The sequence below is a fragment of the Mycobacterium alsense genome (genome assembly GCF_002086635.1).
In the GTDB taxonomy this organism is placed as follows: domain Bacteria; phylum Actinomycetota; class Actinomycetes; order Mycobacteriales; family Mycobacteriaceae; genus Mycobacterium; species Mycobacterium alsense.
Genome location: NZ_MVHD01000079.1, coordinates 1 through 14,821, shown reverse-complemented (window position 1 = coordinate 14,821; position 14,821 = coordinate 1). Strand labels below are relative to the sequence as shown.

The window sequence follows — 14,821 nt, the reverse complement described above, 5'->3', positions numbered from 1 at the left end:
GCCAACCTGGCGGCCAATTTCTTGGCGTCGTTGCCGGGTCTGCCGGCGATCGCGATTCCTAACCTGGGTGCGCTGGGTGTGGAGCTGTCCGCGGCGCTCAACGGGTTGGGCGCCTCGTTCGGTGGCTCACTGAACGCGGCTCTCAACGGCTTCGGGGCAGCGCTGAACGCGGCGCTGAGCGGCAGCTTGAATCTGGGGGCCAACCTCGGTGGATTGATCCAGACGGGTGAGGCGTTGGCGGCCAGCTTCGCGGCCAACCTGGGCAACCTGGCCGGTGCGTTCCAGGCCGGCATCAACGGGGCGATCCAGACCGGTGCCAACCTGGCGGCGAACTTCCTGGCGGCGCTGCCGGAGCTGAGCCTGCCGAACCTGATGCTGTCGATCAACGCCGCCCTGGGCGCCAGCCTCGGCGCGACCCTGAACGGCCTGGCCCAGACCGGGGCAACCCTGGTCGCCGGCCTGGGCGGTAGCCTGTCAGGCCTGTTGCAGGCCGGTGAGGCGCTGGGTGGCAGCCTGGCCGCGAGCCTGTCCGGGCTGACCGGCATGGGCAACGCGCTGGCGACGATCTGGGAGAACACCGCGGCCGAGATCGGTTCCGCGCTGAGCGGCGGCCTGTCGGCCACCGTCGGCGTCGGCTTCCCCAGCCTCATCGGGGTGGGCGCGTCACTGGCGACCGGATTCGCCGGCGCCACCGCGGCGCTCGAACAGACCGGCGGCACGCTCGTGACGTCGCTGGGCGCGGCGCTGCGGGATCTCGCACTCTCCCTGCAGGCGGCGCTCAACGCCAGCCTGGGCATCGGCATCAGCGCCTGACTCGGCGCCGCCCAGGAGGTTCGTGTAGGCCCTCGCTCTCCCGAAGCGGAGCCATTGCCCGACCACGGCCTCCTGGGCGCGCCCCTCGGCGTCCCGAGCGTCCTGGGAATGGATTTGCAAAGTACTGCATAACCATGCAGAATCGTCGAAATGGCCGACGTGTTGAGGGTGGCGGTTGCCGGTGCCACCGGCTACGCAGGCGGGGAGATCCTACGGCTGCTTCTCGGGCATCCGGCCTACGCCGACGGCCGGCTCGAGATCGGCGCAGTGACCGCCGCCGCCAGCGCCGGCAGTGCGCTGGGTGAGCACCATCCGCACCTGATCCCTTTGGCGCAGCGCGTGGTCGAGCCCACCGAACCCGCCACCCTCGAGGGTCACGACGTCGTGTTCCTGGCCCTGCCGCACGGCCATTCCGCCGCGCTGGCGCAACAGCTCGGCCCCGACGTCGTCATCGTCGACTGCGGCGCCGACTTCCGCCTCACCGACTCCGCCGCCTGGGAGCGCTACTACGGGACGGCCCACGCCGGCAGCTGGCCGTACGGCCTGCCCGAGCTGCCCGGCGCGCGTGAGCGGCTGCGCGGCGCCCGCCGCATCGCGGTCCCGGGCTGCTATCCGACCTCCGCGTTGCTGGCGCTGCTGCCCGCCATGGCCGAGGGCCTCATCGAGCCCGCCGTGACGGTGGTCGCCGTCAGCGGCGCCTCCGGGGCGGGGCGCGCGGTCAAGGCGGACCTGCTCGGTTCGGAGGTCATCGGCTCGGCGCGGGCCTACAACATCGGCGGCGCGCACCGGCACACGCCAGAGATCGCCCAAGGACTGCGGGCCGTCACCGACCGCGAAGTAACCGTGTCGTTCACGCCGGTGCTGATCCCCACCTCGCGCGGCATCCTGGCCACCTGCACCGCGCGCACCCGGGCGCCGCTGTCACAGCTGCGGGCCGCCTACGAAAAGGCTTACCACGCCGAACCTTTCGTGTACTTGATGCCCGACGGTCAGCTGCCCCGCACCGGGGCGGTGCTCGGCAGCAACGCGGTGCACATCGCCGTGGCGGTGGACGAGGCCGCAGAGACGTTCGTGGCGATCGCCGCGATCGACAACCTGGTCAAGGGCACGGGCGGCGCCGCGGTGCAGTCGATGAACCTGGCGCTGGGTTGGCCTGAGACCGAGGGACTTTCGGTGGTCGGGGTCGCACCGTGACCCGCACGCAGACTGCGCGGCTGCTGCGCGAGCAGGGCGTCACCGCCCCCGCGGGCTTCCGGGCCGCCGGCATCGCCGCGGGGATCAAGGCGTCGGGGGCCCGCGACCTCGCACTGGTCCTCAACGAGGGTCCCGACCTAGCGGCCGCCGGCGTGTTCACCCGCAACAAGGTCAAGGCGGCGCCGGTGCTGTGGAGCCAGCAGGTGCTGACCACCGGGCAGCTGCGCGCCGTGATCCTCAACTCCGGCGGCGCGAACGCCTGCACCGGGCCCGGCGGCTTCCAGGACACCCACGCCACGGCCGAGGCCGTCGCCGCCGCCCTGTCCGACTGGGGGACCGAGACCGGGGCCATCGAGGTCGCGGTCTGCTCCACCGGACTGATCGGCGACCGGTTGCCGATGGACAAGGTGCTCGCCGGCGTCCGGGAGATCGTGCACGAAATGGCCGGCGGGCTGACCGGCGGCGACGACGCCGCGCGCGCCATCATGACCACCGACACCGTGCCCAAACAGGTTGCCCTGCACCATTCCGACAACTGGACCGTCGGCGGCATGGCCAAGGGAGCGGGCATGCTGGCCCCGTCGCTGGCCACCATGCTGTGCGTGCTGACCACCGACGCCGCCGTCGACGCGGCGGCTTTGGACCAAGCGTTGCGCCACGCCACGGCGGCAACCTTCGACCGGCTCGACATCGACGGCGCCTGCTCGACCAACGACACCGTGCTGCTGCTGGCGTCGGGCGCCAGCGAGGTCACCCCGGCACAGGCCGACCTCGACGAGGCGGTGCTGCGGGTGTGCGACGACCTGTGCGCCCAGCTGCAGGCCGACGCCGAGGGCGTCACCAAGCGCGTCACCGTGACCGTGGCGGGGGCGGCCTCCGACGACGACGCGCTGACGGCCGCCCGCACCATCGCCCGCGACAGCCTGGTCAAGACCGCGCTGTTCGGATCCGACCCCAATTGGGGCCGGGTGCTCGCGGCCGTCGGCATGGCGCCGGTGACCCTCGACCCCGATCGAATCCGCGTGTCGTTCAACGGATCCGCGGTGTGCATCGACGGGGTCGGCGCCCCCGGCGCGCGCGAGGTGAACCTCGCGGGCGCCGACATCGACATCACCGTCGACCTCCGCGTCGGCGATGGGCGGGCCGCGGTGCGGACCACCGACCTCTCCCACGGCTACGTCGAAGAGAACTCGGCCTACAGCTCATGACCACCACCCAGGAACTGCCCACCGGGGTCAAGGCGCAGGTGCTGGCCGAAGCCCTGCCGTGGCTCAAGCAGCTGCACGGCAAGATCGTCGTCATCAAATACGGCGGCCACGCCATGACCGACGACACGCTGCGGCACGCCTTCGCCGCCGACATGGCGTTCCTGCGCAACTGCGGCATCCATCCCGTCGTCGTGCACGGCGGCGGGCCGCAGATCACCGCCATGCTGCGCAGGCTCGGCATCGAGGGAGACTTCAAGGGCGGATTCCGGGTCACCACACCGGAAGTGCTCGACGTGGCGCGCATGGTGCTGTTCGGGCAGGTGGGCCGCCAACTGGTCAACCTGATCAACGCGCACGGGCCCTACGCCGTCGGCATCACCGGCGAGGACGCGCAGCTGTTCACCGCAGTGCGGCGCAGCGTCACCGTCGACGGGGTGGCCACCGACATCGGCTTGGTCGGCGACGTCGAGCTGGTCAACACCGCCGCCGTGCGGGATCTGATTGCGGCGGGGCGCATTCCGGTGGTGTCGACGCTGGCGCCGGACGCCGAGGGTGTGGTGCACAACATCAACGCCGACACCGCCGCGGCGGCGCTGGCCGAAGCCCTGGGAGCCGAAAAGCTGTTGATGCTCACCGATGTCGAAGGCCTCTACACCAGCTGGCCGGAACGCAACTCGCTGGTCAGCGAGATCGACACCGCCGCGCTGTCGCGGCTGCTACCCACGCTCGAGGCGGGCATGATCCCCAAGGTCGAGGCGTGCCTGCGCGCCGTCACCGGCGGAGTGCCCAGCGCGCACGTCATCGACGGCCGGGTCGAACATTGCGTGCTGGTCGAGCTTTTCACCGACGCGGGCACGGGCACCAAGGTGGTGCGCTCGTGAGCCAGGTGGACGCGATGCGTCAGCGCTGGGAAGCCGTGATGATGAACAACTACGGCACACCGCCGCTCGCCCTGGCCGGCGGCGACGGGGCCGTGGTCACCGACTCCGACGGCAACACCTACCTCGACATGCTCGGCGGCATCGCGGTCAACGTGCTCGGCCACCGCCACCCGGCGGTGATCGAGGCGGTCAGCGCCCAGCTCAACACGCTGGGCCACACGTCGAACCTGTACGCCACCGAGCCGGGCATCGCGCTCGCCGAGGCCTTGGTCGAGCACCTCGGGGCGCCGGCCCGGGTGTTCTTCTGCAACTCGGGAACCGAGGCCGTCGAGGTGGCCTTCAAGATCACCCGGCTCACCGGGCGGACGAATGTCGTTGCCGCCCAAGGGGCTTTCCACGGCCGGACGATGGGATCGCTGGCGCTGACGGGTCAGCCCGCCAAGCAGGCGCCGTTCGAGCCGTTGCCGGGCAACGTCACCCACGTGCCCTACGGGGACGCCAAAGCCCTTGCCGAGGTTGTCGATTCGGCCACCGCGGCGGTGTTCCTGGAGCCGATCATGGGCGAGGGCGGTGTCGTGGTGCCGCCCGGCGGCTACCTGGCCGAGGCCCGCGCGATCACCGCCCGCCACGGCGCGCTGCTGGTGCTCGACGAGGTACAGACCGGCGTCGGGCGCACCGGAGCGTTTTTCGCCCACCAGCACGACGGCATCACCCCGGACGTGGTGACGCTGGCCAAGGGCCTGGGCGGCGGTTTGCCGATCGGCGCGTGCCTGGCCGTGGGGGCCGCCGGGGAGCTGCTGACCCCGGGGCTGCACGGCAGCACCTTCGGCGGCAACCCGGTATGCGCCGCGGCCGCGCTTGGGGTGCTCAAGGCGCTGGCCGACGGCGACCTCATCGCGCGCGCCGCGATGCTGGGCAAGGTGCTGAGCCACGGCATCGAGGAGCTGCGCCATCCGCTGGTGGACCACGTGCGCGGCAAGGGGCTGTTGCAGGGGGTGGTGCTGACCGCGCCGTGCGCCAAGGAGGCCGAGGCGGCCGCCCGCGCCGCCGGATTCCTGATCAACGCCGCCGCGCCCGACGTCATCCGGCTGGCGCCGCCGCTGATCATCACCGAGACCCAGCTGGACGGCTTCGTCGCCGCCCTGCCGGGAATTCTGGACGAGGCGCGCACATGACCAGACACTTCCTGCGCGACGACGACCTGTCGCCCGCCGAGCAGGCCGAGATCCTCACGCTGGCCGCCGAACTGAAGAAGGACCCGTTCGCCCGCCGCCCCCTCGACGGGCCGCGCGGGGTCGCGGTCATCTTCGACAAGAACTCCACCCGCACCCGGTTCTCGTTCGAGCTGGGCATCGCCCAGCTCGGCGGCCACGCCGTCGTCGTCGACGGCCGCAGCACCCAGCTGGGCCGCGACGAGACGCTGGGCGACACCGCCCGCGTGCTGTCCCGCTACGTCGACGCCATCGTCTGGCGCACCTTCGGGCAGGACCGGCTGGAGGCCATGGCGTCGACCGCGACCGTGCCGGTCGTCAACGCGCTCTCCGACGCGTTCCACCCCTGCCAGGTGCTGGCCGACCTGCAGACCATCGCCGAACGCAAGGGGACGCTGAAGGGGTTGCGGCTGTCCTACTTTGGCGACGGCGCCAACAACATGGCCCACTCGCTGCTGCTCGGCGGGGCCACCGCCGGCGTCCACGTCACCGTCGCCGCGCCCGACGGTTTCGCGCCCGACCCGGCCGTCGTGTCGGCCGCCCGGAAGCGCGCCGAAGACACCGGCGCCTCGGTCACCCTGACCGCCGACGCCGACGCGGCGGCCAAGGGCGCCGACGTCGTCGTCACCGACACCTGGACGTCGATGGGGCAGGAGGGCGACGGGCTGGACCGGGTCGGGCCGTTCCGCCCGTTCCAGGTCAACGCGCGGCTGGTGGCGCTGGCCGACCCCGAAGCCGTTGTGCTGCACTGCCTTCCGGCCCACCGCGGCGAGGAGATCACCGACGAGATCATGGACGGACCGGCCAGCGCGGTCTGGGACGAGGCCGAAAACCGGCTGCACGCCCAAAAGGCGCTGCTGGTGTGGCTTTTGGAGCGGTCGCGATGACGCGCAGCAAGGCCACCCCGGAAACCACCCGGGCCGGCCGGCAGGCCCGCATCGTGGCGATCCTGTCGTCGTCGTCGATCAGCAGCCAAGGCGAGCTGGCGGCCCGGCTGGCCGACGAGGGCATCGACGTCACCCAGGCCACACTGTCGCGCGACCTGGAGGAGCTGGGCGCGGTGAAGCTGCGCGGCGCCGACGGCGGCGTCGGGGTGTACGTCGTCCCCGAGGACGGCAGCCCGGTGCGCGGCGTGTCCGGCGGTACCGCCCGGCTGTCCCGGCTGCTGAGCGAGCTGCTGGTGTCCGCCGATGCCAGCGCCAACCTCGCCGTGCTGCGCACCCCGCCCGGCGCCGCCGACTACCTGGCCAGCGCGATCGATCGCGCGGCCCTGCCCTATGTGGTCGGCACCATCGCCGGCGACGACACCGTCTTCGTGGCCGCTCGAGAGCCGATGACCGGCGCCGAGCTGGCGCGCACCCTAGAGCACCTCAAATAAAAGGAGATTGGTTCATGTCAGAACGCGTCATCCTGGCGTATTCCGGCGGTCTGGACACCTCGGTGGCGATCAGCTGGATCGGCAAGGAGACCGGCCGCGAGGTGGTGGCGGTGGCCATCGACCTCGGCCAGGGCGGCGAGGACATGGAGGTGATCCGCCAGCGGGCCCTGGACTGCGGCGCCGTGGAGGCCGTCGTCGTCGACGCCCGCGACGAGTTCGCGGAGGGCTATTGCCTGCCCACCGTGCAGAACAACGCGCTGTACATGGACCGCTACCCGCTGGTGTCGGCGATCAGCCGGCCGCTGATCGTCAAGCACCTCGTCGCGGCCGCGCGCGAGCACGGCGGGTCCGTCGTCGCCCACGGCTGCACCGGCAAGGGCAACGACCAGGTGCGCTTCGAGGTCGGATTCGCCTCGCTGGCACCGGATCTCGAGGTGCTGGCCCCCGTCCGCGACTACGCCTGGACGCGGGAGAAGGCCATCGCGTTCGCCGAGGAGAACGCCATCCCGATCAACGTCACCAAACGCTCGCCGTTCTCCATCGACCAGAACGTGTGGGGCCGCGCGGTGGAAACCGGGTTCCTGGAACACCTTTGGAACGCGCCCACCAAGGACATCTACGCCTACACCGAGGACCCCACGCTGAACTGGAGCACGCCCGACGAGGTGATCGTCGGGTTCGAGCGCGGCGTGCCGGTGTCCATCGACGGCCGGCCCGTCTCGGTGCTGGGCGCCATCGAGGAGCTCAACGCCCGCGCCGGCGCGCAGGGCGTCGGGCGCCTGGACGTCGTGGAGGACCGGCTGGTGGGCATCAAGAGCCGCGAGATCTACGAGGCGCCCGGGGCGATGGTGCTGATCACCGCCCACACCGAGCTCGAGCACGTCACCCTGGAGCGGGAGCTGGCGCGGTTCAAGCGCCACACCGACCAGCGCTGGGCCGAGCTCGTCTATGACGGGCTGTGGTATTCGCCGCTCAAGACCGCGCTGGAGGCCTTCGTCGCCAAGACCCAGGAGCGGGTCTCGGGAGAGATCCGAATGGTGTTGCACGGCGGGCACATCGCGGTCAACGGCCGGCGCAGCGCGGAGTCGCTCTACGACTTCAACCTGGCCACCTACGACGAGGGCGACAGCTTCGACCAGTCGGCCGCCAAGGGCTTCGTCTACGTGCACGGGCTGTCGTCGAAGATCGCCGCCCGCCGGGACCTCGCCCCATGACCGCGAGCGACCGTGTCTGCACGGCGACACGCCGCAATTTGCGTACAAACGCGGTCGCTCGCGCCGGGGAGAGGGGCACGTGAGCACGCACGAGGGGTCGCTGTGGGGCGGGCGGTTCGCCGACGGCCCGTCCGACGCGCTGGCCGCGCTGAGCCGCTCCACGCACTTCGACTGGGTGCTGGCGCCCTACGACATCGTCGCCTCGCGGGCCCACACCGTGATCCTGTTCCGGGCGGGGCTGCTCACCGAGGAGCAGCGCGACGGCCTGCTGGCCGGCCTGGACAGCCTCGCCGAAGACGTCGCCGACGGCAGCTTCACCCCGCTGGTCACCGACGAGGACGTGCACGCCGCGCTGGAGCGCGGGCTGATCGACCGGGTCGGCGCCGACCTGGGCGGCCGCCTGCGGGCCGGGCGGTCGCGCAACGACCAGGTGGCCACCCTGTTCCGGATGTGGCTGCGCGACGCGGTGCGCCGGGTAGCCGAGGGGGCCCTCGACGTCGTCGGCGCCCTGGCCGCCCAGGCCGCCGCGCACCCGGACGCCATCATGCCCGGCAAGACCCACCTGCAGTCCGCCCAGCCGATCCTGCTGGCCCAGCACCTGCTCGCGCACGCGCACCCGCTGCTGCGCGACGTGGACCGCATCGTCGACTTCGACGAGCGCGCGGCGGTGTCGCCGTACGGCTCGGGGGCGCTGGCCGGGTCGTCGCTGGGCCTGGACCCCGAGGCGATCGCCGCGGACCTGGGCTTTCGCGCCGCCGCCGACAACTCCGTCGACGCGACCGCCGCGCGCGACTTCGCCGCCGAGGCCGCGTTCATCTTCGCGATGATCGGCGTCGACCTGTCCCGGCTGGCCGAGGACGTCATCCTGTGGAGCTCGACGGAATTCGGCTACGTCACGCTGCACGACTCCTGGTCCACCGGCAGCTCGATCATGCCGCAGAAGAAGAACCCCGACATCGCCGAGCTGGCCCGCGGCAAGGCCGGGCGGCTGATCGGGAACCTGGCCGGGCTGCTGGCGACGCTGAAGGCCCAGCCCCTGGCCTACAACCGTGACCTGCAGGAAGACAAGGAGCCGGTGTTCGACGCGGTGGCCCAGCTGGAGCTGCTGCTGCCGGCGATGGCCGGCCTGGTGGCCAGCCTGACGTTCAACGTCGAGCGGATGGCCGCCCTGGCCCCGGCCGGCTACACCCTGGCCACCGACATCGCGGAGTGGCTGGTGCGGCGTGGCGTTCCGTTCCGGTCCGCGCACGAGGCGGCCGGGGCGGCGGTGCGCGCCGCCGAACACCGCGGCGTCGGGCTCGACGAGCTGACCGACGACGAGCTGGCCGCGATCAGCCCGCAGCTGACGCCGCGGGTGCGCGAGGTGCTGACGATCGAGGGCTCGGTCTCCTCGCGCGACGGCCGGGGCGGCACCGCGCCGCGGCGGGTCGCCGAGCAGCTGGAGGCGGTCCTGGCCAGCGCAGCCGAACTCAAAGACCGACTAGGTAGCTGAGTACGGCCGTTTCCGGCAGACTAAGCTTCCAGGCCAGGGAGCGGGGTTGAACCGGTCGGCCCGAAGCCTCGTCAGCAAGGAATGGGACCCATGAGCGTCATCGCGGGAGTGTTCGGTGCCCTGCCGCCGTACCGCTACGCCCAGCGCGAGCTCACCGACTTCTTCGTCGGCATTCCCGAATTCGAGGGGTACGAGGACGTCATCCGGCAGCTGCACGCCAACGCCAAGGTCAACGGCCGCCACCTGGTCCAGCCGCTGCAGCGCTACCCCGCGCTGACGGACTTCGGCAGGGCGAACCGGATATTCATCGACAAGGCCGTGGACCTGGGCTGCGACGCGCTGTCGGGCGCGCTCGAGGAGGCCGGCCTGCGGCCGACGGACCTCGACGTGCTGGTCACCACGACGGTCACCGGGATCGCCGTCCCGTCGCTGGACGCCCGCATCGCCGGGCGGCTGGGCCTGCGCGACGACGTGCGGCGCATGCCGCTGTTCGGCCTGGGCTGCGTGGCCGGGGCGGCGGGGGTGGCGCGCCTGCACGACTACCTGCGCGGCGCCGAGGACGGTGTGGCGGCCCTGGTGTCGGTCGAGCTGTGCTCGATGACCTACCCCGGCTACAAGCCCTCGCTGGCCGGCCTGGTCGGCAGCGCGCTGTTTGCCGACGGCGCCGCGGCGGTGGTCGCCGCCGGGGCGCGCCGCGCCGAGCGGATCGGCGCGCGGGGGCCCACGATCGTGGACTCGCGCAGCCACCTGTATCCCGATTCGCTGCGCACCATGGGCTACGACGTCGGGGCCGCCGGGTTCGAGCTGGTGCTGTCCAAGGACGTCGCCGCCGTGGTCGAGCAGTACATCTATGACGACGTCACCACGTTCCTGGGGGACCACGGCCTGACCATCGGCGACATCGGCGGCTGGGTCAGCCACCCCGGGGGGCCCAAGGTGATCGAGGCGATCGTCGCGGCCCTCGACCTGCCGCCGCAGGCCTTGGAGCTGACCTGGCGCTCGCTCGGCGAGATCGGCAACCTCTCGTCGGCCTCGGTCCTGCACGTGCTGCGTGACACCATGGCCAAACCGCCGCCCAGCGAGAGTCCCGGGCTGATGCTCGCGATGGGCCCGGGATTCTGTTCCGAACTCGTGCTGCTGCAGTGGCACTGAATTTGCCGCGCGCGTGAATTTTTCGTCGTACCGTAATGAATCGCCTGTTGCTGGTGGGGCCTCGAGGGAAGTGATGGGGCGGCGAGAGTGTGGTCGGGGGTTCGTCCGGGGGTCTTGGGGGGCCGTGCAAGAGGCCGCCCGTCGTCCCCGTTCGGATGAGTGACACGAGAGGCCGGGTCGCGTGAGCAGCACCCAAGATGAGCTCGTCGCGGCGCTGCGACGGTCGCTGAAGGAAAACGAGCGGCTGAAGCGGGAAAACCGCCGGTACCTGGTGGCCGAACCGGTCGCGGTGGTGGGTATGGCCTGCCGCTACCCGGGCGGGGTGGACTCCCCGGAGGCCCTGTGGGAGATGGTGGCCGACGGGCGCGACGTGGTCTCGGAGTTCCCGGCGGATCGCGGCTGGGACCTGGCCGGGTTGTTCGACCCGGACCCCGACGCCGTGGGCAAGTCCTACGCGCGGTGCGGCGGGTTCCTGTCCGACGTCGGCGATTTCGACGCCGCCTTCTTCGGGATCGCGCCCAGCGAGGCGCTGGCGATGGATCCGCAGCAGCGCCTGTTGCTGGAGGTGTCGTGGGAGGCGTTGGAGCGGGCCGGCATCGACCCGCTCGCGCTGCGCGGCTCGCCCACGGGCATGTTCGCCGGGGTGTTCCACGGCTCCTACGGCGGGCAGGGGCGCATGCCCGGCGAGCTGGAACGCTATGGGCTACGCGGTTCCACCCTGAGCGTGGCGTCGGGCCGGGTCGCGTACGCGCTGGGCCTGGAGGGCCCCGCGGTGTCGGTGGACACGGCCTGCTCGTCGTCGTTGGTGGCGCTGCACCTGGCCGCGCAGTCGCTGCGGTCGGGCGACTGCGATCTCGCCCTGACCGGCGGGGTGACGGTGATGGCCACGCCGGCGATGTTCATCGAATTCAGCCGGCAGCGAGCGCTGTCCGCGGACGGCCGCTGCAAGGCCTACGCGGGCGCGGCCGACGGCACCGGGTTCTCCGAGGGGGTGGGCGTGCTGGTGCTGGAGCGGCTGGCCGACGCCCGCCGGCTGCGGCATCCGGTGCTCGCGGTGCTGCGGGGGTCGGCCGTCAACCAGGACGGCGCCTCCAACGGGCTGGCCACGCCGAACGGGCCGGCGCAGCAGCGGGTGATCCGCGCGGCGCTGGCCAACGCGCGGCTGGGCGCGGCCGACGTGGACCTGGTGGAGGGACACGGCACGGGCACCACCCTGGGCGATCCCATTGAGGCCCAAGCCCTGCTGGCCACCTACGGGCAGGACCGGCCGGCGGACCGGCCGCTGTGGCTGGGATCGATCAAGTCGAACATGGGTCATTCGTCGGCCGCGGCCGGGGTGGCCGGGGTGATCAAGATGGTGCAGGCGATGCGGCACGGGGCGATGCCCAGGACGCTGCACGTCGATGCGCCCACCCCCCACGTGGATTGGTCGGCCGGGGCGGTGTCGTTGCTGACCGAGCCGCGGGGATGGCCGGCGGGGGACCGGCCGCGCCGCGCGGGGGTGTCGTCGTTCGGGATCAGCGGCACCAACGCGCACGTGATCCTGGAAGAACCCCCCACCGAAAGCCCCGCGCCGGAAAACCTTGGGGTGCCCGGCGATGACCCGGCCGCGCCGTGGGTGCTGTCGGCCCGGTCGGCCGACGCGCTGCCGCAGCAGGCCGCGCGGCTGCTCGCGCGCGTGAGCGCCGACCCGGACCTGCGCCCGGTGGACGTGGGGTGGTCGCTGGTGTCGACGCGGGCCCTGTTTGGGCACCGCGCGGTGGTGGTGGGCGCCGACCGCGACGAGTTGGCGGCCGGGCTGGCCGGCCTAGCCGCCGGGGAGCCGGGCGCGAACGTGGTGGCCGGGCGGGCGCGGGCGGCGGGCAAGACGGCGTTCGTGTTCCCCGGGCAGGGCTCGCAGTGGGCCGGCATGGGAGCCGAATTGCTGGACTCCGCGCCGGTATTCGCCGAACACCTGCACCGGTGCGCCGAGACCCTGGCCGAGCACGTGGACTGGTCGCTGATCGACGTCGTCCGCGGCGCGCCGGACGCGCCGGGTCTCGATCGCGTCGACGTGGTGCAACCCGCGCTGTGGGCGGTCATGGTGTCGCTGGCCGAGTTGTGGCGCTCGCTGGGCGTGGTCCCCGACGCGGTGATCGGGCATTCGCAGGGCGAGATCGCGGCGGCCTGCGTCGCGGGCGCGCTGTCGCTGCGGGACGCCGCCCGGGTGGTGGCGCTGCGCAGCCGGCTGCTGGTGCGCCTGTCGGGCGCGGGCGGCATGGTGTCGCTGGCGTGCGGGCCGGCGCGGGCGCGGGAATTGGTGTCCGCCTGGGGTGAGCGGCTGAATATCGGCGCGGTCAACGGTGTTTCGGCGGTCGTGGTGTCCGGCGACCCGGGCGCCCTGGCCGAATTGATGCGGCGGTGCGAGGCCGAGGGCGTGCGCGCCCGCGCGATCGACGTCGACTACGCGTCGCACTCCGCGCACGTCGACGCGATCCGCGAGCCGCTCGCCGAGGCGCTGGCCGGCATCGCGCCGCGCTCGTCGCCGGTCGCGTTCTTCTCGACCGTGACGGGCGGGCCCATGGACACCGCCGGGCTGGACGCCGACTACTGGTTCCGCAGCATCCGCCAGACGGTGCAATTCGACCAAGCGGTGCGCAGCGCGGCCGAGGCCGGGCACCGCGTCTTCGTCGAATCCAGCCCGCACCCGGTGCTGATCGCCGGCATCGAGGAGACGCTGTCCGAGCACGGCCACGGCGACGACGCGGTGGTGATCCCGACGCTGGGGCGCGATGACGGTGGGCTGCAGCGCTTTTGGCTGTCGGTGGGTCAGGCTCACGTGTCCGGCGTCGCGGTGGACTGGCGTCCCGCGGTGGCCGGTGGGCGGCGGGTGGACCTCCCGACGTATGCGTTTGTGCGCCGCCGGTTTTGGCTGGCCGACGGCTCCGGCGCGTCGGGCGACGCCGGCAGCCTGGGCGTGGCCGCCGCCGGGCACGCCCTGCTGGGCGCGGTCGTGGAGCGGCCCGATGCGGGCGGGCTCGTCCTGACCGGCCGCCTATCGGTGGCGGCCCAGCCCTGGCTGGCCGCGCACGCGGTGGCCGGCACGATCCTGTTCCCCGGCGCGGGGTTCGTGGAGCTGGCCATCCGCGCCGGCGACGAGGTCGGCTGCGGGGCGATCGAGGAGCTGACGCTGTCGGCCCCGCTGGTGCTGCCCGCGGCGGCCGTCGTTCGGGTCCAGGTGGTGGTCGGTGCGCCCGACGGGTCGGGGCGCCGGGAGGTGTCGGTGTATTCGGCCGGCGCGCAGCCGGGTTCGGACTGGGTGCTGCACGCCCAGGGCCTGCTGGGTGAGCGGCCGCTGACGCCGGACGCGGACCTGTCGGTGTGGCCGCCCGTCGGTGCCACCGCGGTGGACGTCGACGGCGCCTACGAACGGCTGGCGCGGCGCGGCTACGAGTACGGCCCCGCGTTCCGCGGGCTGCGGGCGGTGTGGCGCCGCGGGGACGAGACCTTCGCCGAGGTCGAGGTCCCCCAGGAGGCCGGCGCGCAGGCCGGCGGCTTCGGGCTGCACCCGGTGCTGCTCGACGCCGCCCTGCACGCGGCGGGGCTGGCGGGCGAACGGGCCGCGGCCGTGTTGCCGTTCGCGTGGCAGGGGGTGTCGCTGCACGCCGCCGGAGCCGCGCGGGCGCGGGTGCGCATCGCGCCCGCCGGCGCCGAGGCGGTGACGCTGGAGCTGGCCGACTCGGCGGGGCTGCCGCTGTTGTCGGTGCGGTCGCTGGTCATGCGCCCGATGGCGCCCGGGCAGCTGTCGGCGGCCGCGGCCCCCGCCGAGGGGCTGCTGGAGGTGACGTGGTCCCCGATCGCCGTGGCCGAGGGGCATTTCGGCGCAGTGCGCGACCACACCGCGGTGTGGGAGCTGGCGGAGGCCGGCCCGGACGTGGTCGGGTCGGTGCACGCCGCCACCACCGAGGTGCTGGGCGTGCTGCAGTCCTGGCTGGCGGGCGACGGGTCGGGGGTGCTGGCGGTGCTCACCCGCGGAGCGATGGCGCTCGACGGCGAGGCGGTCACGCACCTGCCCGGCACGGCGGTATGGGGGCTGGTGCGTTCGGCGCAGGCCGAGCATCCCGGCCGGGTGGTGCTGATCGACTCCGACGGCTCCGTCGACGTGGGGGCGGTGATCGGCTGCGGCGAGCCGCAATTGGTGATTCGCGCGGGCGCGGTCTACGCGGCCCGCCTGGCGCCGGTTTCGGCCGAGTCGCTCTTGCGGCTGCCGGCGCGGGGATGGCGGCTGGACGCGGGGGG

10 protein-coding genes and 1 pseudogene are annotated in these 14,821 nt (G+C 72.8%); all 11 read left to right on the top strand.

Annotated features, from left to right (window positions below):
* Positions 1–813, top strand: an 813-nt coding sequence (locus BST11_RS27745; protein ID WP_083140977.1) for a hypothetical protein, incomplete at its 5' end; no start/stop codon positions are given.
* 134 nt (positions 814–947) lie between these two features.
* Positions 948–2,007 (top strand): annotated as a pseudogene (gene argC / locus BST11_RS25350) (N-acetyl-gamma-glutamyl-phosphate reductase).
* Entirely contained in the window at positions 2,004–3,215 is a 1,212-nt protein-coding gene (gene argJ, locus BST11_RS25345) for a bifunctional glutamate N-acetyltransferase/amino-acid acetyltransferase ArgJ (protein ID WP_083140975.1), read from the top strand. The pseudogene argC and the gene argJ overlap by 4 nt, the downstream one beginning before the upstream one ends.
* Positions 3,212–4,096: an acetylglutamate kinase gene (argB, locus tag BST11_RS25340; RefSeq protein ID WP_083140974.1), complete on the top strand. Its 885-nt coding sequence runs from the start codon at positions 3,212–3,214 to the stop codon at positions 4,094–4,096. The genes argJ and argB overlap by 4 nt, the downstream gene beginning before the upstream one ends.
* 14 nt (positions 4,097–4,110) lie before the next feature.
* Positions 4,111–5,271: an acetylornithine transaminase gene (locus BST11_RS25335; RefSeq protein WP_083140978.1), complete on the top strand. Its 1,161-nt coding sequence runs from the start codon at positions 4,111–4,113 to the stop codon at positions 5,269–5,271.
* Positions 5,268–6,194 carry an ornithine carbamoyltransferase gene (argF, locus tag BST11_RS25330; protein ID WP_083140973.1) on the top strand — a complete coding sequence of 309 codons (927 nt, stop codon included), beginning with the start codon at positions 5,268–5,270 and terminating at the stop codon, positions 6,192–6,194. Before BST11_RS25335 ends, argF begins: the two co-directional genes overlap by 4 nt.
* Positions 6,191–6,685 (top strand): arginine repressor, encoded by a 495-nt coding sequence (locus BST11_RS25325; RefSeq protein WP_083140972.1) that lies wholly within the window; start codon positions 6,191–6,193, stop codon positions 6,683–6,685. The genes argF and BST11_RS25325 overlap by 4 nt, the downstream gene beginning before the upstream one ends.
* Before the next feature lie 14 nt (positions 6,686–6,699).
* Positions 6,700–7,899: an argininosuccinate synthase gene (locus BST11_RS25320; RefSeq protein ID WP_083140971.1), complete on the top strand. Its 1,200-nt coding sequence runs from the start codon at positions 6,700–6,702 to the stop codon at positions 7,897–7,899.
* 79 nt (positions 7,900–7,978) lie between these two features.
* A complete protein-coding gene (gene argH, locus BST11_RS25315) occupies positions 7,979–9,391 on the top strand; it encodes an argininosuccinate lyase (protein ID WP_083140970.1) in 1,413 nt (470 codons plus the stop codon).
* A gap of 90 nt (positions 9,392–9,481) precedes the next feature.
* The gene (locus BST11_RS25310) at positions 9,482–10,543 is read left to right on the top strand and encodes a type III polyketide synthase (protein ID WP_083140969.1); all 1,062 of its coding nucleotides are present in this window, start codon (positions 9,482–9,484) and stop codon (positions 10,541–10,543) included.
* Positions 10,544–10,724: 181 nt separating this feature from the next.
* Positions 10,725–14,821, top strand: a 4,097-nt coding sequence (locus BST11_RS25305; RefSeq protein ID WP_142276563.1) for a type I polyketide synthase, incomplete at its 3' end; no start/stop codon positions are given.